The sequence below is a fragment of the Mycobacterium cookii genome, assembly GCF_010727945.1.
GTDB lineage: Bacteria > Actinomycetota > Actinomycetes > Mycobacteriales > Mycobacteriaceae > Mycobacterium > Mycobacterium cookii.
In genome coordinates, this window is sequence record NZ_AP022569.1 from 1,545,152 (window position 1) to 1,566,028 (window position 20,877).

Below are 20,877 nucleotides of genomic sequence, written 5' to 3' on the forward strand. Positions count from 1 at the left end.
AGCCCACGCCTATCAGTACGGACGTAATCTAACGCCTATGTCTCAACCATCCATTCTCAGCCTGTTGCACGGGCGTGCCAGCATGCGGCCCGGCGATGTGGCATTCACGTACACCGACTACGAGAAGGATTGGGCGGGCGTTCGGGAGAGCCTCACGTGGTCACAGCTGTACCGTCGAACGCTCAACGTGGCACGCGAACTCAGCCAGCACGGTTCAGCCGGTGACACCGCGGTGATCCTTGCTCCGCAAGGTCTCGGGTACGTCGTTGCGTTCCTGGGCGCCATGCAGGCCGGGCTCATCGCGGTTCCGCTCCCCTTGCCGCACCGCGGCTCGCATCACGAGCGGGTGAGTTCGGTCGTTGCCGACACGACGCCCTCCGTCGTTCTCACGACGTCCGCTGTCTCCGATGACGTCGGCGATTATGTTGATCAATCACGGATGGACACCGCGCCGAAACTGGTGGAGATCGACACGTTGGATCTCGATGTCGACGGCGGGGCAAACGTCAAAAGCTCAGATTCGCCTTCGGTTTCGTACCTGCAGTACAGCTCGGGTTCGACCCGATTGCCCACCGGGGTGATGATCTCGCACCGCAATGTTCAGGTGAATTTCGAGCAGCTGATGCGCAGCTTCTTCGCGGACTCCAACGTGAAATTCGCAACCGATACCACGATCGTGTCGTGGTTACCCCTGTACCACGACATGGGATTGGTGCTGGGAATCTGCGCACCGATCTTGAGCGGCCAGCGGGTCGAGCTGAGTAGTCCGGTGGCGTTTCTGGAAAGACCTGCCCGGTGGGTGCGATCGCTGGCCCAGCACTCTCAGGCGTGGTCGGCGGCGCCGAACTTCGCCTTCGACCTGGCAGCCCGCAAGACAACCGACAGTGACCTTGCCGGCCTCGACCTCGGCGGCGTGTTGGGCATCATCAACGGGGCCGAGCGTGTGGAGCCGGCGACAATGGAACGATTCGCGGATCGGTTCGCGCACTTCAACTTCCGGGACTCGATGCTGCGTCCCTCGTACGGCCTGGCTGAGGCGACCGTCTTCGTGGCCACCGGAGTCTGGCGTGAAGCCACGCCGGCGATCCACTTCGACGTCGACGAGCTGGCCGCTGGCCGCGTCAAGCGGACTGCGCCTGGCGCCGGAACGGCGCTGGTTCAGTACAAAGTGCCGCAGTCACCTTTGGTGCGCATCGTCGACGAGGACACCCACCGCGAATGCCCGTCTGACGTGGTCGGCGAGATCTGGGTGCATGGCGGCAATGTCGCCGACGGCTACTGGCGCAGGCCCGCGGAAGAGCAGCGTTGCTTCAAGGCAACGCTGCTCGACCCCTCGGCGGGCACGCCAGACGGCCCGTGGTTGAGAACCGGCGACCTGGGTTTCATCTCCGGGAACGAATTGTTCATCGTCGGCCGCATCAAGGACCTGGTGATCATCCGCGGTCGTAACCACTACCCCGAGGACATCGAGGCCACCGTCCAGGAGATCACGCGCGGGCGGGTCGCGGCGATATCTGTTCCGCTGAACAGTACCGAGCAGCTGGTCACCGTCGTCGAGATCAAGAAGCGCGGCGACTCCGACGACGAGGATGCGAAGTACCGGCTCAGCGAGCTCAAAAGCGATGTCACATCGGCGATCTCGAATTCACACGGGCTGAACGTCGGGGACCTCGTCCTGGTGGCACCCGGATCGATCCCCACCACGACAAGCGGCAAGGTCCGCCGCGCCGCGTGCGTCGATTTGTACCGCCAGGACCAGTTCGCCAGATTGGACGCCTGAGCGGGCAGGCGCCCGCCGCACACTTCCCGATGATCCTCACGGTCCTGCTGATGGCGCTTGCCGTAAGTTTCGAGCCGTTTCGTGTCGGTATGACCGTGCTGATGCTGAGCAGGCCGAAACCCGCGATGCAGTTGCTGGCGTTCCTGCTGGGTGGCTTCGCGATGGGAACGACCGTGGGTCTCGTTGTGCTGTTTATCTTTCGGCGCATCCTGCTCGGGTCCACGTACTTCACGTTGCCGCGGGTGCAGGTTCTGATCGGGCTGTTGTTCCTGGCGGTCGCGGTGATCGTGGCCGCAAACGTGCCGCGTCGACTCGGCGTCCGGTCGGCCAGATTCACCACACCGGCTCAACGCCTGATGCGCGGAGATTCGTTGTCGGTCGCGGGAATAGCCGGTCTCAGCATCGCTTTACCGTCGGTTGACTACCTCGCCGCATTGGCCGTCATCCTGGCCTCCGGCGCAACCGCCCCTACCCAAGTTGCGGCGCTGTTGATGTTCAACGTCGTGGCCTTCGCGCTCGTCGAAATCCCGCTACTGGCTTACTTGCTGGCTCCCAAGCAGACTGCGGCGTCGATGACGGCACTGCACAACTGGATTCGATCGCGACGCCGACACGAAGTAGCCATCCTGCTGGCCGCGATCGGCGTTGCATTCCTCACCATTGGCGCGGTCGGGCTGCTGCGCTGAAAGCGCAAGCGCCCGTGGGACTCACGCGGTGTCGAATTTGTCGGCGATGTCCTGCCAGGCTCGGGCGTTCTTGCGCGCGATTTCGGCGATGGTGCCCGAGCAGTGATTCGGAACAGCCTCAGCGAATTCGTTGCAGGCGCTGATGGCGACCACGACGGTGGACAGCAGCCGTAGTAGCGTGCGGCCCCGCTCGGACGAGCGGACCGACGGATCGTTTCTCAGTCGCTGCAGCAGATCGGGGCCCCGGACCACCGGGGGCATCGTCGTCTCGGCCGCGGTGATCTCGCCGAAGCCGACCGGCGGGTTCTCGCGTCGACGCGACGATTTGACGAGAGCGTCGGGCAGCGGACTTTCACCATCGTCGATACGCCGGCGCACATCGCGCGCGGTTGTCACCGAAACGCCCGCCGACCGGGCGATCTCGCGCAGCGACGCGCGGGGATTGCTGGACAGAAATTCGGCCGCGCGCCGCCGCCCGGCCAACGGATTCACCGGCCGGGCCCTGCCGTCTCGCCCGAGCCGGGGGCCCAACTGGGCAACTTCCCCAGTTGCACACCCCCGCAGTTTTCCGACTGTTTTGTTCGACACCCCCGCGATCAGTCCGATCGACCGATCCGACCAATGCGGGTGCTGTTCGACGATTTTCTGGGCAGCCGCTTTGCGCTCCGAAAGAGTAAGCGGCAAACCATGAGTGACGTTGAGATGCACCGCAAGCGCGAAGGCCTCCGCGTCGCTGCCGTCGAAGAATGTAGCAGCGATGGTGTCTTCGCCGCGTAATCCGGTCGCGCGGAGTCGATGCACTCCGTCGATCACCCGCATTGAAGATCGATGAATCACGATCGGAGGCAGGGGCAACGGCGACTGCGCCAGCACACCGGCGTGGTATTCGTTGAGCTTGGCCTTTCTCGGGCTGTGCGAGTCGCGAATCGACCCCAGTGGAACCTTCTCGACCGGCGACTCGTCGCCGCGTCGGACCCAGTCCCGCACCGTGCAGTCCGGCGAGGAGTCTGAATCGCCGGAAACATGCGTCAAGGGCGCCCGATGACTTCGGGGAAAGTTCGCGTCACTCTCACTTAATAGAGACATCGGTCTGATAAGCCTGAGCTGTCTTCCTGTTGTTGTTTCACACGACCGCTTGTATGCAATGACGGCTCGGGAACGACAACTGGAAATCACGCGACCACAACAATGGAATCACGTCGATGACCACATCCCTGCGTATCTTACGCTCGCGTAGGTTACTCCACAGTAAGATGCCTACTGGCGGTTTGTCAACCGGAAATCCGTTGCGTGACCGACCAACTTGTCGGTTGATCGGGTGCTCAGCAGGTCTGCAATCCTTGTGACACAAGACGTTTAGGATGCAAATGCCGAAGGGGACAAACCGATGATTCCGGACCAAGTATTTGTCCCACGCATGCCTCGCAACGAGTAGGCGTCGGGTAACGGTGTGCCCAAGCCAGTGAAGATAATGAGGTCTATCGAATCGGCAAAGGAGCCCCGATGACCACGAGCAGAGCAGACCGTCCGTTACGCGTGATCCAGTGGACAACCGGGAACATCGGACGGCGATCGCTGCACGCCATTATCGGCAGACCCGATATGGAATTGGTCGGCGTCTACGCCCACGGGCAAGACAAGGTCGGGGTCGACGCCGCCCAGCTGTCCGGCTGGCTGGAGCCGACTGGGATCCACGCCACCAACGACATCGACGCGCTGCTGGCGCTTCACCCCGACGCGTGCTGCTACAACCCGCTGTGGCCCAGCATCGACGAGTTGGTCCGCCTGCTGGACTCGGGAGTCAATGTGTGTACCAGCGCGGCCTGGATCACCGGCGGCAAGCAGACACCGCAAGACCGGCAGCGCATCGAGGACGCGTGCGAGCGGGGCCGGTCGACCATCTTGGGCAGCGGCGCGCACCCCGGGATGACGAACCTGGTCGGGATGGCGCTGAGCGGATCCTGCGAACGCGTCGACGAGATCCGAATCACCGAATCGGTGGACTGCTCGACCTACGAGTCGGCGGAAACCCAGACCGCGATGGGCTTTTCGCAGGACCCGGACACTCCGGGCCTGGCCGAGAATGTGCGCCGGGAAAGCGAGGTGTTCGCCGAGTCGGCGGCGATGATGGCCGACGCGATCGGGGCGAAGCTGGACAAGATGACCTTCGACGTGACCTTCACGGCCGCCACCGGCGACACCGACCTGGGCTTCATGAAGATTCCGGCCGGCACCGTCGGCAGCGTCTACGGCTACCACCGCGGCTGGGTCGGCGATCACAACATCGTCAGCGTCGGGTTCAACTGGACCATGGGCAATCACGTCGTCCCGCCCAAACCGCTCGAGCACGGGCACGTGATCCAGGTGTTCGGCCTGCCCAACATGCGTACGGTCGTGCACTGCCTGCCGCCCAAGGATTGGACCGAACCCGGATTCATGGGTCTCGGCATGATCTACACGGCGATGCCGGTGACCAATGCGGTACCCGCGGTCGTCGCGGCCAGGCCGGGAATCGTCACGCTTGCCGACTTACCGCCGATCACCGGCCGCGCCGCGGGGTAGCGGTGCGGGCCTCGTCGCGTCAAGGGGCCGCACAGAACGCGAGCGTGCCCTATCGTCTAGCATAGTTAGCCGAGCGAAGGGCCTCGGTGCGTCGACCTCGATGACCTGCAGAGGTGAGCTCTTTCGGCAACGCTGCCCGGGCGGGGAAGCAGGAGGAGACCGAGTGAGAGCAATGTCGATAGGCGGCCTGCTCAAGCGCTGGTGGATTCCGTTATTGCTCATCGTCGTGCTGTCCGTCTCCGGTCTCGCCGTGACACGCCTGCACAAGGTGTTCGGCTCCCAAGACCTCAACGCCAACGCAGGAGCCGGGATCAAGATCGTGCAGTTCAACCCCAAGGTCGTGAAGTACGAGATCTTCGGCGCCCCCGGCAGCACCGCCAACATCAACTACTGGGACGCCGACGCCAACACCCATCAGCTCAACAATGTGCCGCTGCCGTGGTCGTTCACGCTGTCCACCACGCTGCCCACGGTGAGCGCGAACATCATGGCGCAGACCGACGGCGGCCACATCGGTTGTCGCATCACCGTCGACGGGGAGTTGCGCGAGCACCAGAGTTCCGACGGCCACAACGCCCAGACCTACTGCCTGGTGAAGTCCGCATGAGCAACCACGAAGCCGCGACTACCGAAACCAAGAAACCGCACCGCCCCTATCTCCCGCACGCCATCCGCCTCTTCGCCATCCCGATCATCCTGGGCTGGGTGATCGTGACCGTCATCGTCAACGTCGCGGTCCCCAAACTCGAAGTCGTCGGCGAAGCCCACTCGGCACCGATGGCTCCCCTGGACGCACCGTCGATGAAGGCGATGATGCGGATGGGGCACAACTTCCACGAGTTCGACTCCAACAGCACGGTGATGGTCGTCGTCGAAGGCCAACAGCCACTTGGTGAGTCGGCCCACCGCTACTACGACGACATCGTCCGCAAACTGCGCCAGGACACCAAGCACGTCCAGCACATCCAGGATTTCTGGGGCGACAGGTTCACTGCGGCCGGCGCCCAGAGCGCCGACGCCAAGGGCTCCTACGTGCAGGTCAACATCGCCGGCAACCAGGGCACCACCCAGGCCAACAACTCGGTGGAGGCGGTCCGCAAGGTTGTCGACGAGGAACCCGCACCACCCGGGGTGAAGGCGTATGTCACCGGTCCCGCGGCGCTCTCCGATGACATGCACGTCATCGGCAACGACAGCCTGGCCAAGATCACACTTTTCACCCTGGGCGCGATCGCGATCATGCTGCTACTGGTCTACCGCTCGATCGTCACCACGCTGATCCAGCTGTTCATGACGTTCGTCGCGCTGGCGTGTGCCCGCGGCGTCGTGGCGGTGCTGGCCTACAACAACGCGTTCGGTCTGACCACGTTCGCGGCCAACATCCTGACGATGCTGGCGATCGCCGCCGGGACGGACTACGGGATCTTCCTCGTCGGCCGCTACCAGGAGGCGCGCCGCGAAGGCGAAGACCGGGAATCCGCGTATTACACGACATTCAAGGGTGTCGCGCCCGTCGTGCTGGGTTCCGGCCTGACGATCGCCGGCGCGACGTACTGCCTGAGCTTCTGCCGGTTGCCGTGGTTCTCCACGATGGGCGCCCCGGTGGCCATCGGCATGCTGGTTGTCGTCGCGGCCGGACTGACGCTGGGCCCGGCGGTGGTGTTCATCGGCAGCCGGTTCGGCCTCTTCGAAAGGAAGAGCCAGGCCCGCGGCAAACTCTGGCGGCGCGTCGGCACCGCGGTAGTGCGCTGGCCCGCACCGGTTTTCGCGGTGAGCCTGGCAGCTGTCCTGGTCGGCATGGTCGCATTGCCGGGATTCAAGACCAGCTACAACGACCGCCACTACCTACCCGAGTCGGCGCCGTCCAACCTCGGTTACGCCGCGGCCGATCGGCACTTCTCCGAAGCCCGGATGAACCCGGACCTGCTGATGATCGAGTCCGACCATGACATGCGCAACACCTCCGACATGCTGGTGCTGGACAAGGTCGCCAAGAACGAGATCCGCACCGTCGGCATCGCGATGATCCAAGACATCACCCGACCGCTGGGAATTCCCATCCAGCACAGCTCGATTCCGTTCCAGAACAGCATCCAGAGCCAGACGACCATGCAGAACATGGACTTCCTCAAAGACAGAATGAAAGACATTCTGAAGATGGCCGACGAGATGCAGATCATGATCGACGTGACGACGCGGCAGGCGAAGGTCACCCACGATCTGGCGAGCGCCGCGATGGACAGCGCGAAGACCACGCAGGAGACGTCGGAGATCACCGACACGCTGCGCGACCACATCGCCGACTTCGAGGACTTCTACCGGCCGATCCGCAGCTATTTCTACTGGGAGAAGCACTGCTACGACATTCCGGTCTGTATCTCGTTCCGGTCGTTGTTCGACTCCATCGACGGTTTCGACCAACTCGCGGAGAAGTTCCACGACCTCTCCGGCGATATCACCCGTACCGCGCAGGCTTCACACGAGCTGGAGCAGCTGATCCCGATCATGCTCGAGACGCTGAAGACGACACATGGCCTGACGCTGACCATGTACCAGACGTTCAAGGCGATGATCGACCAGATGGAGGCGATGAGTAACACCGCCATCGTGATGGGACAGAGCTTCGACAAGTCGCAGAACGACGACTTCTTCTACCTGCCGCCCGAGGCGTTCTCGAACCCGGAGTTCATCCGCGGCGTGAAGATGTTCTTCTCCCCCGACGGAAAGTCGGTGCGGTTCTTCATCACTCACCAGGGCGACCCGATGACGCCGGAGGGCATCGACCGGGTGGGCGCGGAGCGCACCGCGGCCCAGGAAGCGCTCAAGCAGTCCTCGCTGTCCGACGCCAAGGTGTATCTCGGCGGGACCGCGGCGACCTTCCGGGACATGGCCGACGGCGAGAAGTACGACCTGATGATCGCCGTGGTGTCGGCGCTGACGCTGATCTTCATGATCATGCTGCTGCTGACCCGCAGCGTGGTGGCCGCGTTGGTGATCGTCGGGACCGCGAGCTCTTCGATCGCCGCGTCGTTCGGGCTGTCGGTGCTGATCTGGCAGGACCTGTTCGGCATGCACATCCACTGGATCGTGATGGCGCTGTCGGTGATCATCCTGTTGGCCGTCGGATCCGACTACAACCTGCTGCTGGTCTCACGCTTCAAGGAAGAGATCCACGCCGGACTCAAGACCGGATACATCCGGTCGATGGCCGGCACCGGCGCGGTGGTGACGTCGGCCGGTCTGGTGTTCGCGTTCACCATGGCCGCCATGCTGGGTAGCGACCTGACGGTGTTGGGCCAGTTCGGCTCGACGGTCTGCATCGGTCTGCTGCTCGACACCCTGGTGGTGCGAACGCTGTTCATGCCGTCGCTGGCCACGATGCTCGGCCGGTGGTTCTGGTGGCCGCAGGTCGTGCATCCTCGCGGCGACCACGCCGTCCGCAAGCCGGTTGCCCAGGACGAGAACACCGCCCCGCTGCCGGTGCCGGTGCGTTAGCTCTCAGCCGCGTTCACGACGCCGCGGCCTCGTCCTGCTCGGACGAGAGATCGAGGCTCTCCGCGATCTGCCGTCCCACGTAGACGGCGACCGCGGTCGGGGTGGGGTGGTCGAAGATCAGGGTGGGTGACAAGGTCAGCCCCGTGGCGGTCTTGACGCGGTTGCGCAGCTCGACGGCGGTCAGCGAGTCGAATCCCAGTTCTTGGAACGCGGTGCCGGGGTCGATTTCGTCGGGGGCGGCGTGGCCCATCACCGCCGCGGCGTGCAAACACACCATCTCCACCAGCAGGCCGTGCCGATCCTCGGCGTCCAGCGCATGTAGACGCTGTTCCAGCACCGACTTCGACTGGATGGCAGCGCCGGCGACGTCTTCGGCCGACCGGCGCCGCGGGCGGCGGGCCAGGCTGCTGAACAATGCCGGCAGGTCGCCCTGGCGGGCCCGGGCGTCCAGCGCGGCGCGGTCCAGTCGGGCGGTGACCACGACGGGGTGATCGACCGCCAACGCGGCGTCGAACAACTCCAGCGCCTGCGCCGGGCTCATCGCCGCCATGCCGTCACGGTTGAGCCGGGCCAGGTCGCGGCCACTCAAATGAGCGGTCAGAGCGCTGGACTGCTCCCAAAGTCCCCACGCCAGCGAGACCCCGGGCAACCGCGTTGCCCGCCGATGAGCGGCCAGCGCGTCCAGAAACGCGTTGGCCGCGGAGTAGTTGCCCTGACCGGCCGAGCCGACGGTGCCCGCGATCGAGGAGCACAGCACGAACATCGACAACCCCAGATCGCGGGTCAGCTCATGCAGGTTCCACGCGGCGTCCACCTTGGCCCGCAACACCGTATCCACCCGGTCCGGTGTCAACGAGGTGATCACCGCGTCGTCGATCACGCCGGCGGCGTGGATCACGCCACGCAACGGTGGCCATCGCCGCCCCAACTGCGCCAGCAACTCGGTGAGCGCGTGTCGATCGGCGACATCGCAGGCCAGCACCTGCACCTGAGCGCCGGCCCGCGCCAGATCGAGGGTCAGCTCGGCGGTCGAGTCGGCGCGCCCGCCCCGCCGGCTGGCCACCACCACATGACGCACTCCGTAGGCTTTGACCAGATGCCGGGCCAGCTCGCCCCCGGCCATTCCGGTGCCGCCGGTGATCAGGACCGTGCCACCGGCAAGCTCGTGACCCAGCGTCGTGGGCATGGTCAAGACGACCTTGCCGATGTGGCGAGCCTGGCTGATGAATCGGTAGGCCTCTACGACGCAACGGACATCGCGGGTGCTCACCGGAAGCGGCTGCAGCACCCGGCTGTCGAACAGCTCCGTCAGCTCGTCCAGCATCTCGTGCATGCGCGCCGGGCCGGCCTCGGACAGGTCGAATGCCCGGTACGCGACACCGGGATACTCGGCCGCGATCGCCTGCGCGTCGCGGATGTCGGTCTTGCCCATCTCGATGAAGCGCCCGCCGCGGACCAGCAACCGCAGCGAGGCGTCCACGAAGTCACCGGCCAGCGAGTCGAGCACGACATCGACGCCGCGGCCCCCGGTGACCGCCAGGAACTTCGCTTCGAAATCCAGCGTCCGCGAGTCACCGATATGGTCGTCGTCGAATCCCATGGCGCGCAACGTGTCCCATTTACCACGGCTGGCGGTGACGAAGATTTCGACCCCCCAGTAGCGAGCGAGCTGCACTGCCGCCATGCCGACGCCGCCGGTGCCGGCGTGTATCAGCACCGACTCCCCCGCCTTGACCTCCGCCAGATCCGCCAGCGCGTACAGCGCCGTCAGAAACGCCACCGGCACGCCCGCGGCCTGGGCGAGTGACCACCCCTGCGGCACCTTGGCCAGCAGTTGCCGGTCCACCACCGCCAACGGACCGGTTCCGTCGATCAACCCCATGACCGTGTCGCCGACGGCCAGACCAGCGACCCCGGCACCGGTCTCGACCACCACCCCGGCACCCTCTGCACCCAGCACCGGGGCTGCGCCGGGGTACATACCCAACGCCGCCACCACGTCCCGGAAATTGACCCCGGCGGCCGCAACCGCGACCCGCACCTGCCCTGCCTCCAGCGGCGCTTGCGCTTCCGGGCAGGGCTGCAGCGTGAGATCCTCCAGCGTCCCGCCGCCACCGGTCGACAACCGCCACGCCGGCTCGTCCGCCGGTATCGCCAGCAGTGGCGGGGTCGGGGCCAGTCGCGCGGCGTGCACACCTCCGGCGCGCACCAGCAGTTGGGATTCGCCGAGGCCGGCGAGCTGCGCCGCGTCGACCTCCGCGTCCGCGTCGATCAGCACGATCCGGCCCGGATTTTCGGCCTGAGCCGTCCGCACCAGGCCCCAGACCGCGGCGGCTGCCAGATCGGTGACGTCCTCGCCGGGCAACGCCATCGCACCGCGGGTCAACACCACCAAGGTGCCCGCGTGATCGCCGGTCAGCCAGCGCTGCAGCACCTGCACCGCAGCGTGGGTCGCGGTGTGGACGGAGCCCACCACGTCGTCGCCCGCAAATTCGTAGTGCCACACGACAACCCGCTCACCGCGGCTGTCGCCGGCGCAGAATTCCTCCCAGGACACCGCCGCGGGCTCTGCCCCATCGGCTTGGTCGGGCTTGGGCGGGAGCGGCGGCCACACGACTTCCAGCGGTTCACAGTCGCTGCGGGCGGCGGCCGTCGTCACCGCGGCCTGTAGCTGCTCAGCGGTCATCGGGCGGGTCACCAACGAGCGCACCGTCAACACCGGCAGCCCGGCGCCGTCGACCATCTCCACCGACATCGAATCCGAACCGAGCGCGGTGAAGCGGGCCCTGATCCGGCTAGTCCCGCCGGCGTGCAGCGACACCCCTCGCCAGCAGAACGGCAGCATCGTCTTGTTCGTGTCCACGGCGAGCCCCGCGGCGTGCAACACGGCGTCCAACAGGGCCGGGTGAATGCCGATCCCCTCGACCTGAAGACCAGCGTCGGCAGGGATGGCCGCCTCGGCGAAGAGCTCCGCGCCGCGCCGCCATACCGCCGCCAAGCCTTGGAACGCCGGGCCGTAGTCGTAGCCGCGCGCGGCCAGCCGCGCGTATCCGTCCGAAATGTCGACACTTTCCGCACCGACCGGCGGCCACGCCGACAAATCCGCGGTGGCCTCGGCGGCGACGGCCCCGAGCGTGCCCTCAGCGTGTTGCAGCCATTCGGCGTCGGCCTGATCGAGCCGGGAGTACACGGACACCGCGCGGCTACCGGAGTCACCGGCGGGCCCCACCACGACCTGAACCTGCACGCCGGCGCCCGGCTGTACCACCAGCGGGCTGGCCAACACCAGCTCGTCGATGATCGCGCACCCGACCTCGTCGGCGGCCCGGATCACCAGCTCCACGAAACCGGCACCGGGAAACAGCACCACCCCGCCGACCTGGTGATCGGCCAGCCACGGCTGAGCGGCCAGCGACAACCGGCCGGTCAACACGACCCCGCCGGAATCGGGTCGTTCGAGCGCCGCGCCCAGCAGCGGGTGCCCGGTCGCCGCCACGCCCAGTCGGGTCGCGTCGGCCGGCCCGGACGAGTTCCGGGTCGACCAGAACCGCCGCCCCTGGAACGCATAGGTGGGTAAGTCCACCCGCTGTGCGCCCGAGCCGGCGAAAATCGCCGGCCAGTCGACCCGCAACCCGGTGGCGAACACTCGCCCGGCGGCAGCCATCAGCGAGGCCGGCTCCGGGCGGCCTTTGGGCAACACCGAGACGACCACGGCCTCGGTGGGCGACAGTGATTGTTCGATGGCGGCGGTCAAACCGCTGCCCGGGCCGACCTCGATGAAATGGGTGGCGCCGCAGGTCTGCAGATGGCGCGCACTGTCGGCGAAGCGCACCGGCCGGCGGACATGGTTCACCCAGTACTGCGCCGATCCGAAACCGGAGCCGGACCCGGCCAGCTCGGCCGTCACATTCGACACCACCCCGATCTGCGGATCCCGCACCTCGATCCGGGCCGCGATCCGCTCGAACTCCTTGAGCATCGGCTCCATCAGCGGCGAATGAAACGCGTGCGAGACCGCCAGCGGCCGGACCGGCCTGCCCTGCTTGGCCAGCCGCTGCGCGATCGAGGTCACCGCGGTCTGCGTTCCGGAGATCACCACCGATTCGGGTGCATTGATCGCCGCGATCGCCACCCCTTCGCGCAGCAGCGGCGCCACAACGTGTTCGCCGGCGGCGACCGAGACCATGGCGCCGCCCGCGCGCAGGCCCTGCATCAACCGTCCCCGCGCAGCGACCAACATGGCCGCGTCGGCCAGCGTCAGCACCCCTGACACGTACGCCGCCGACAACTCGCCCACCGAATGACCCATGACGAAGTCGGGGGCCAGACCCCAACTCCGCAACAGGGTGAACAACGCCGTCTCGATCGCGAACAGCGCCGGCTGGGCGAACTCGGTGCTGTCGAGCAGAGCCTGATCGTCGCCCCAGACTACCCGGCGCAGCGGCAGCCGCAGATGCCGATCCAATTCATCGGCCACCGCATCGAAAGCCTGCGCGAATACCGGCAACTGGGCGTATAACTCGCGGCCCATCCCGAGCGACTGCGAACCCTGCCCGGGGAAGACCATCACCGTCTTGACGACCGGCGCCGCCCGTCCCGTCACCACGCCCGCACCGGGCTCGCCCTGAGCGATCCCGGCCAGCCCCGCCGTCAACTCCGCGCGATCGGCGCCCACCACGACTGCTCGGTGCTCGAACACCGACCGTTGCGACAACGACCAGCCCACATCGACCGGGTCCAGCTCTGGGGCGGCTTCCACACGGGCCAGCAATCGGCCCGCCTGCGCGGTCAATGCCTCAGCCGATCGCGCCGAGATCACCCACGGCAGCGCCGGCAACCCAATCGATTTGGCGTTGTCGCCGGCACTTTCGATGGTCTCGGCGGGAGCCTGCTCCAGGATCACGTGGGCGTTGGTGCCGCTGATCCCGAACGAGGACACGCCCGCCCGGCGTGGACGTTCGTCGGCCGGCCAGTCGCGGGCCTCGGTCAACAGCGATACCGCCCCACTGGACCAATCCACGTACGGGGAAGGGACGTCGACGTGCAGCGACGCCGGCATCACCCCGTGCTGCATCGCCTGCACCATCTTGATCACGCCGGCTGCCCCGGCCGCGGCCTGTGTGTGACCCATGTTCGATTTGATCGAGCCCAGCCATAGCGGCTTGCCTGGCGGACGCTCTCGCCCGTAGGTGGCCAACAGCGCTTGCGCCTCGATGGGATCACCCAGTGTGGTGCCGGTTCCGTGCGCCTCGACCACGTCGACATCGGCGGCGGTCAACCCCGCGTTGGCCAGCGCCGCCCGGACCACCCGCTGCTGAGACGGGCCGTTCGGTGCGGTCAGGCCGTTGGAGGCGCCGTCCTGATTGACCGCGCTACCTCGCACCACCGCCAACACCGAATGACCGCGCCGTCGCGCATCCGACAGCCGCTCGAGCACCACAACCCCGACGCCCTCGCCCCAGCCTGTCCCATCCGCCGCGCCCGCGAACGACTTGCAGCGCCCGTCAGCGGCCAATCCCCGCTGCCTGCTGAACCCGATGAAGACCGCCGGCGAGGAGATCACCGTCGCCCCACCGGCCAGCGCCAAGTCGCACTCGCCGGAGCGCAGCGACTGCACCGCCCAATGCATGGCCACCAGCGACGACGAACATGCGGTGTCCACCGACACGGCCGGTCCCTCCAGGCCCAGCACGTAGGACACCCGCCCCGAGGCCACGCTCGACGCGGTGCCGGTCAGCCGATAGCCCTCCAGTGCGTCCTTGGCCGCGCATCCATAGCTTTGCCCGAAGATGCCGGAGAACACCCCGGTCGCTGACCCCCGCAACGACATCGGGTCGATCCCGGCGTGTTCGAGTGCCTCCCAGGAGCACTCCAGCAACAATCGCTGCTCGGGATCCATATCCAGGGCCTCGCCCGAAGCGATCCCGAAAAAGCCGGCGTCGAATCCGGCCACGTCCGCCATGAACCCGCCCCGCCGGGTGTAGGTCTTGCCCACCACGTCTGGATCGGGATCGAACAATCCCTCGACGTCCCAACCCCGATCGGTCGGGAAATCCGACACCACATCGCGACCGCTGCGCACGACCTCCCACAGCGCGCGTGCGGAATCCACCCCACCCGGGAAGCGGCAGCCCATCCCCACCACGACGATCGGCTCCTCGGCTTTCGCCGGCGACGGCAGCGTCACCTGCGTGGGCGCACCGGAGATCTCGGCATCCAGATACTGCGCCAGCCCGCTCACCGAGCCGTAATCCCAACCCAGGGTGTCCGGCAACCGCAGACCGGTGGCTGCCGCCAGCCGGTTACGAAGGGCGACCGTCATCTGCGAGTCGAACCCGAGCTCGGCGAAGGTGAGATCCGGGTCCACCGACCCAGGACCCGGCCGACCCAGGATTTTCGCGGTCTCGGTTCGGACGGCCTCGGCCACCAGCCGGCGACGTTCGTCCTGCAGAACGGCCAACCGCTCGTTGAGCGTCACGCCACCGGAGAAGTTCGACGACGGCGCGTCATCCGGCGCCGCCCGTGGGTCCGGCAGCGGCTCGGTGACCGGCAGGTCCCATATCGGTGTGGTCGGGTCCGCCGCGCGAAGCACGGTTCGCCGCAACTTCCCGGTCGTCGTGCGCGGGAGCTGTTCCACTGAGGCAAACCTGTGCGGCACTTTGAAAGCGGACAGCCGAGTGAGCAGTCGACGGTGGATCTCGCGGATCGCTGACGGATCGACGGCCTCGCCCTGCGCCGGTACGAGAAAAGCCTGCAGCTCCCAGGCTCCGGTAGCCTCCCGGACCGAGACCACCGCGGCTTCGGCCACCTGGTCGTCCTCGACGATGAGCTCCTCGACCTCGGCGGGATTGAAGTTGAGGCCCCCGACAACTTCCATATCGTCCGCGCGACACGAGTAGGTGACCCATCCGTCGGCGTCGACACGCACGCGATCCCGGGTGTTGAGCCAGCCCCCGTCCGCCAGGAGATCGACCGACCGGTTCCAGTAGCCCGCCGCGACGGACGGCCCACGGACCCAGAGGTCGCCCTCAGCTCCCGGCTCGGTGGCGGAGCCATCGGGCGCCACCACCCGGATCTCGTAGGGTTCGAGAACCTTGCCGAGAGTGCCCGGCCGCCATTCGTCGACGCGGTTGGACACGAATGTCTGGCCGACCTCGGTCGAGCCGATGCCGTCGAGGATGGGGATACCGCCGAAGTACTCGCGGAGTCGCTCGGCGAGCCCGACACCGAGCGCCTCGCCCGCCGACACCACGCAGCGCAGCGAACCGAACGAATCGGGTGAGCAGGTCTGCACGACTCTGGCGAAAAAGGTCGGAACGCCGTAGAGCACCGACGGGGCGAATCGCGCGCTGAGCTCGGCCGCCAGGTCCGCGCTGACCGGCAGAGCAGTGATGACCGACGACCCGCCGGTGGCCAGTGGAAACCAGACCGAATTGCCCAGTCCATACGCGAAATGCATGCGCGCGCTGCTCAGCCCGGTGTCGCAGGGCGTCAGCTTCAAGGCTTTGTCACACATCGCGTCGACGAACGTCCACGCATCGCTGTGCCGATGAAGCGCAGCTTTGGGCGGGCCCGTGGTGCCGGATGTGTAGGTGGCGTACGCAAGCGCGTCGCCACTCACCGGCTCGTAGTCTCCCGGTTCGACGCTGCTCGCCTCGGCGAAGAGATCGCCGGCTTCCACAACGCGGGATCGCTGAAAGCGGCTGCGTAGCGCCCCCGATGTGACAACGAGCGCCGGCTCGGCGTCACGCTCCTGAAACTGGTGGTCCTCCAGATGCAAGTCGGGATTCGACAGGACCGCCAGAATCCCCCGAGCCAGGCAGGCGAGCAACAACTCGACGAGTTCGGGCGAATCCGGCAGGCACAGCAGCACGCGGTCTGCTGCGGAAATTCCCCGGTTCCGCAGTACTTCTGCGAGGCGGGCGGCGGCGTCGTGGACCTGTCCGTGCGTCACCACGTGCGGTGCATAGTAGGCGGGCTTGTCGGACCACCCTGCGGCCGACGCCCGTTCAGCCAGCAGCGCTGCGAGGTTCTCGCTTCGCATCACTGGACCGCCTCCCTAGTCCGCCCCCGAAAACGCTCCTCTGTCTCCCGCGCCATGCGCGATACCCCGTTGTCGGTGCTAAGGACTTCTTGGGATCCGCTCAGCAGATGCAAATCTATTTCCGATTCCTAGTAGCGATGTCGCGCGAATCCTGGCTACCACCGGGTTCATCCTACGAAGGATCCCGGAAAATATTTCGCAGAAAATATTCAGTAATAATCATCACCGGCCGCCCTCCGGAAATCAGCCGATAGCGACGGCCCACAGTTTTCGCTCCTGGGGTTTCGCACCCCGACCCGGCGAGCCAACCGGGCGACGGCCCTACCCAGACGTCCGCTGCCTCCTTGAACGTCTCAAGACGACTAGCAGCGAGAATTTCGCCGATCGGGCAGTCCGTCTTGGTCAGGCTGGTCGTCATCGCAGGTGGCAGCAGGTCCATGGCGATCAGCGACTCCGCGGCCACATATGCGTGACCCGAACTCCGCCCCCGCAGCAAGATTCGTCGCCGAAGAAGCCGGCCGTCCGGCGGCTGCTCCGGACCAGAGGTGCCCGGCATCGTTTCGTGGACCTGTTGCTCGAGAATCTGCACGAAGATCTCGTCGTCGGCGACAATGCCGAGAATTCGAGTAAGGGTGCCGTTGCTGGCGATGAGTATTCGGAGGTCGCGATTGAGCGTTCGAATTTCGTCGTCGGTCAGCATGCACTCGACCGGATCTGGTGCGCCAGCGTATCCGAGTCCGTCGTTCAGGTGAATGTCCGGGATCATGGGTAAGCGTCCAAACGCGTCAGTTCACATCTCGGGTAACGCTCATCGAAGGCCGAGCGTCGAATGCTACCGCCGGTGGTGATGGCAATCGAGTCCGACGTCCTTGTCGGTTGCCTCACCACTGACCGATCGCCTCCTCTTGCGACTCTCGGCAATGTTTGAGCAACCCTACAGATTCCTCGCAGAATTGGCGCGCCGCGAACGCACCGGCCTCACATACTCGCCGGCGGGTCGACGTCGCCGGCCACGTCCACGCACACCCCGAGCGCGCCTGCTCCGACGTGGAGCGCAAGCACCGGACCGAGTTCGGTCACTATCGGCGACCCACAACCTGGCAACCGCTTACCGAGCGCGGTCACCACATCACGCGCACCGTCGGGATTGGCGACGTGATGCACGGCGATCGACGCCTGCCGACCGTCGACGACCTCGCACACCCGGTCGATCATCGTCGCAGTCGCCTTGCTCGCGGTCCGTACCCGTTGCGCCAGAACGAGTTTGCCGTCGTCTATGCGGAGCAGCGGCTTGAGCGAAAGCTTGGTGCCCAGCCAGGCGCCGGCGCCACCGATGCGTCCGCTGCGTCGCAGATTGTCCAGTTGGTGCACGACGATGAACCCGTGGTTGCGGCTCACCGCCGCGGCGGCGGCGTTCGCGACGGTGTCCAGGTCGGCACCGCCGGCGGCGGCCCGCGCGGCAGCCAATGCGACGAAACCTGTGTTCATCGCGGCCGACTTCGAGTCGATAACCCTTACCGCTGAACCGAATTCGGCTGCCGCTACCTGGGCGGCCTTGAAGGTCCCCGACAGCGCCGCCGACAGGTGCACAGCTACCACGCCGTCGCCGCCACTGTCCGCCAGCGCATCACGATACACATCGGCCAGCTCGGCCGGCGTGGCAGCGGTGGTCGTCGCGTGTCCATAATCGTGGATGTCGTGCGGGATGTCGTCCACCCCGTCGCGCAGGTCGGCACCGTCGAGCAAGATGTGCAGCGGGACCTCACGTATCGCCCACTGCCGGCGCAGTTCATCGGGTAGGCGGGCCCCCGAATCGGTGACGACGACGACGGGCATGCCGCTAGCCGCGCGGCTTATCGTTATTTACGCCGGCCTCGGCCAGCGCTTTGAGCATCAGCTCCGCCACCGCGTGGTGCGCTTCGAAATTCCAGTGGATTCCGTCGGGGTTGCCGCGCCCGCTCATGACTTCTTCGCCGACAGCGGCCTTCAGGTCGACCAGCGGAACGTCGTGCTGACCGGCCCACGCGGTGATCGCCGCAACGGTGCCGGCCCGGCCGCGGTGGGCATTGCCGTAGGTTTCGGCGATATGCACCGACGGTAAGGAGGCCACGATCGGGATGCCGGGCCGGTTGAAATCGATTGCACCGCGCGTAAGTTCGAGGTATTCCGCGGAAAGGTGTGGCGGCAGAGCAGCTTTGGCCACCGGCGAGAATCGCGGCTGCACCCAGCCGTAGCCCTCGCGCACCCACCGCCGCAGCCACGGCGGGCGCACGTATCGGATGAGCTCCCGCAACGCGGTCGGCAGCGGCGACGGGAGCGAATCCATGCCGCAGGTCGCGAAAACCACCGCGCCGGCCCGCGGTAACGCCGCCCACGCGCGGGGGTCCTGAGTCGCCGCCCACCAGATGTCCCGACAGGTCCACCCGATCCGGCCGATCAACTCGAGATCCCAATCTAGTTGTCTGGCAACAATATTGGGCCAGATCCGCGGATCGTCGGCAGGCAGCCCGCCGGTCGGCCCGTAGTAGGCGAGCGAGTCGGCGAAAACCAGCAGTGCCGGCCGGCGCTCAGAGGACATCGCCCGCGACCTGCGCCGAAGCGTTCCACACATCGAGCCGCCAACGAATGGCGCCGAAATCGGTTGTGCCGGAATCCAGGTCGCTGGAGTGCCCGGACAGCTGGGTCCAACTCGCGTTGCCCATTCCGCCCAGTGCAGGCCAGTTCTCAATCGGCAGCCCGAGCAGCGCTGCCGTCAGCGCGGCGATCAGGCCGCCGTGAGCGACCAGCACCACCGGCCGCGCCGGCTCGTCGACGACCCCCCATTCGGGCTCGCGGGCCACCAGCTCGGCAATCAGCGGCACGCTGCGTGTGGCGACGTCGAGCCTGTTCTCGCCGCCGTGCGGCGCCCAGGTGGCATCCTCGCGCCACGCCAGCCGCGCGCCCGGTGCAACCGCGTCGATTTCGTTGTGCGTCATGCCCTGCCAGTCGCCCAGGTGGGTTTCCCGAAGGCGCTCGTCGACGTCCACCGGCAAGCCGGCGCGCTCCCCCAGCGCCACCGCCGTGTCGTAGGCGCGACGCAGATCTGAGGACACGATGCGCAACGGCTGGTGTTTGGCCAGCGCCGCGGCCGCCGCGACAGCTTGGGCACGGCCCAGCTCGGTCAGCGCGGTGTCGAGCTGACCCTGCATCCGACTGTCGAGGTTGTGTTCGGTTTGGCCGTGCCGCATCATCACCAGCCGGCGGATCGTCATGACACGTCCACCGTCAAGACCGGGCAGTCCCGCCACAGCCGGTCGAGTGCATAGAAGTCGCGCTCGTCCTGGTGCTGGATGTGCACCACGATGTCGACGTAATCCAGCAGGGTCCAGCGGCCTTCGCGGGTGCCCTCGCGGCGGGCGGGCTTGTGGCCCGCTTCGCGCATCTTGTCTTCGACCTCGTCGACGATCGCGTTGACCTGCCGTTCGTTGGACGCCGAGGCGATCACGAAGCAGTCGGTGATGACCAGTTGCTCGGAGACGTCGATGACCACGACGTCGTCGGCCAGCTTCGAGGCGGCCGCTCGTGCGGCGACGGTGGCCATCTCGATCGCCTCGGGGGCGGCCGTCATGCCTCGGTCCGAGGTTTGCGGTAGAGCTCGCGTTTGGACACGTATTGCACGACGCCGTCGGGCACCAGGTACCACAGCGGGCGACTTTCTTCGGCGCGCAGACGGCAGTCCGTCGAGGAGATCGCCAGCGCCGGGATCTCGACGAGTGTCAGTGCGTCCTCGGGCAACCCGTCGAGCACGTCGGCGAGATGCTCGCGGCCCAACTCATAACCGGGCCGGCTCACCCCGACGAACTTCGCCAGCGCGAACAGCTCCTCGAGGTCCTGCCAGGACAGGATCGAGGCCAGCGCGTCGGCGCCGGTGATGAAGTACAGCTCAGAGTCCGGATTGAGGGCCTGCAGATCTCGCAGCGTGTCCTTGGTGTAGGTGTGCCCGCCCCGATCGATGTCGACCCGGCTCACCGAGAAGCGCGGGTTCGCGGCGGTGGCGATCACCGTCATCAGGTACCGGTCCTCGCCGGCGGTGACCGCACGCTTCTTCTGCCACGGCTGGCCGCTGGGCACGAAAACGACCTCGTCGAGGTCGAACAAAGAAGCCACTTCGCTCGCGGCGACGAGGTGACCATTGTGGATGGGATCGAAGGTCCCGCCCATCACTCCCAGCCGCCGTTTTCGCACGGTTTGCCAGCTTACTTGAGCGTGGTGGAGGCGGCCCACCTCACATCAGCCACTTCGATCACACCAGCCTCGCGGCCGGTGGACAC

The 20,877-nt window shown here is 66.5% G+C and carries 13 protein-coding genes; 5 read left to right on the forward strand and 8 right to left on the reverse strand.

The window, feature by feature from the left end; all coding sequences use genetic code 11:
- Positions 1-37: 37 nt before the first annotated feature.
- A complete protein-coding gene (locus tag G6N27_RS07360) occupies positions 38-1,780 on the forward strand; it encodes an AMP-binding protein (RefSeq protein ID WP_163775746.1) in 1,743 nt (580 codons plus the stop codon).
- A 29-nt stretch (positions 1,781-1,809) separates the two neighbouring features.
- Positions 1,810-2,466: a GAP family protein gene (locus tag G6N27_RS07365; RefSeq protein WP_163775747.1), complete on the forward strand. Its 657-nt coding sequence runs from the start codon at positions 1,810-1,812 to the stop codon at positions 2,464-2,466.
- Positions 2,467-2,487: 21 nt separating this feature from the next.
- Here G6N27_RS07365 and G6N27_RS07370 read toward each other — a convergent pair whose 3' ends face one another.
- Positions 2,488-3,453, reverse strand: a complete 966-nt coding sequence (locus tag G6N27_RS07370; protein ID WP_163775748.1) for a ParB N-terminal domain-containing protein — start codon at positions 3,451-3,453, stop codon at positions 2,488-2,490.
- 516 nt (positions 3,454-3,969) lie between these two features.
- On the opposite strand from G6N27_RS07370, the gene G6N27_RS07375 reads away from it, so the two are divergent.
- The 3 genes from G6N27_RS07375 (at position 3,970) to G6N27_RS07385 (ending at position 8,523) form a co-directional block, all read left to right on the forward strand.
- Complete coding sequence (locus G6N27_RS07375) at positions 3,970-5,028, forward strand: NAD(P)H-dependent amine dehydrogenase family protein (RefSeq protein ID WP_163775749.1); 1,059 nt, start codon at positions 3,970-3,972, stop codon at positions 5,026-5,028.
- Between the two features lie 172 nt (positions 5,029-5,200).
- Positions 5,201-5,635 (forward strand): MmpS family transport accessory protein, encoded by a 435-nt coding sequence (locus G6N27_RS07380; protein WP_163781482.1) that lies wholly within the window; start codon positions 5,201-5,203, stop codon positions 5,633-5,635.
- A complete protein-coding gene (locus G6N27_RS07385; protein WP_163775750.1) occupies positions 5,632-8,523 on the forward strand; it encodes an MMPL/RND family transporter in 2,892 nt (963 codons plus the stop codon). The genes G6N27_RS07380 and G6N27_RS07385 overlap by 4 nt, the downstream gene beginning before the upstream one ends.
- Positions 8,524-8,536: 13 nt before the next feature.
- On the opposite strand, the gene G6N27_RS07390 is transcribed toward G6N27_RS07385, so the two are convergent.
- The 7 genes from G6N27_RS07390 to nadD all read right to left on the reverse strand — a co-directional run bounded on the left by G6N27_RS07390 (position 8,537) and on the right by nadD (position 20,767).
- The gene (locus tag G6N27_RS07390; protein ID WP_163775751.1) at positions 8,537-16,567 is read right to left on the reverse strand and encodes a type I polyketide synthase; all 8,031 of its coding nucleotides are present in this window, start codon (positions 16,565-16,567) and stop codon (positions 8,537-8,539) included.
- Between the two features lie 172 nt (positions 16,568-16,739).
- A complete protein-coding gene (locus G6N27_RS07395; RefSeq protein WP_232064911.1) occupies positions 16,740-17,267 on the reverse strand; it encodes a chorismate--pyruvate lyase family protein in 528 nt (175 codons plus the stop codon).
- A gap of 278 nt (positions 17,268-17,545) precedes the next feature.
- Complete coding sequence (locus G6N27_RS07400; protein ID WP_163775753.1) at positions 17,546-18,403, reverse strand: DegV family protein; 858 nt, start codon at positions 18,401-18,403, stop codon at positions 17,546-17,548.
- 4 nt (positions 18,404-18,407) lie between these two features.
- Positions 18,408-19,145, reverse strand: a complete 738-nt coding sequence (gene octT / locus G6N27_RS07405; RefSeq protein ID WP_163775754.1) for a diglucosylglycerate octanoyltransferase — start codon at positions 19,143-19,145, stop codon at positions 18,408-18,410.
- Positions 19,135-19,818, reverse strand: coding sequence for a glucosyl-3-phosphoglycerate phosphatase (gene gpgP / locus G6N27_RS07410; RefSeq protein WP_163775755.1), 684 nt, complete (start codon positions 19,816-19,818; stop codon positions 19,135-19,137). The genes octT and gpgP overlap by 11 nt, the downstream gene beginning before the upstream one ends.
- A complete protein-coding gene (gene rsfS, locus G6N27_RS07415) occupies positions 19,815-20,174 on the reverse strand; it encodes a ribosome silencing factor (protein ID WP_163775756.1) in 360 nt (119 codons plus the stop codon). Before rsfS ends, gpgP begins: the two co-directional genes overlap by 4 nt.
- Complete coding sequence (gene nadD / locus G6N27_RS07420; RefSeq protein ID WP_232065012.1) at positions 20,171-20,767, reverse strand: nicotinate-nucleotide adenylyltransferase; 597 nt, start codon at positions 20,765-20,767, stop codon at positions 20,171-20,173. Before nadD ends, rsfS begins: the two co-directional genes overlap by 4 nt.
- Positions 20,768-20,877: the final 110 nt, after the last annotated feature.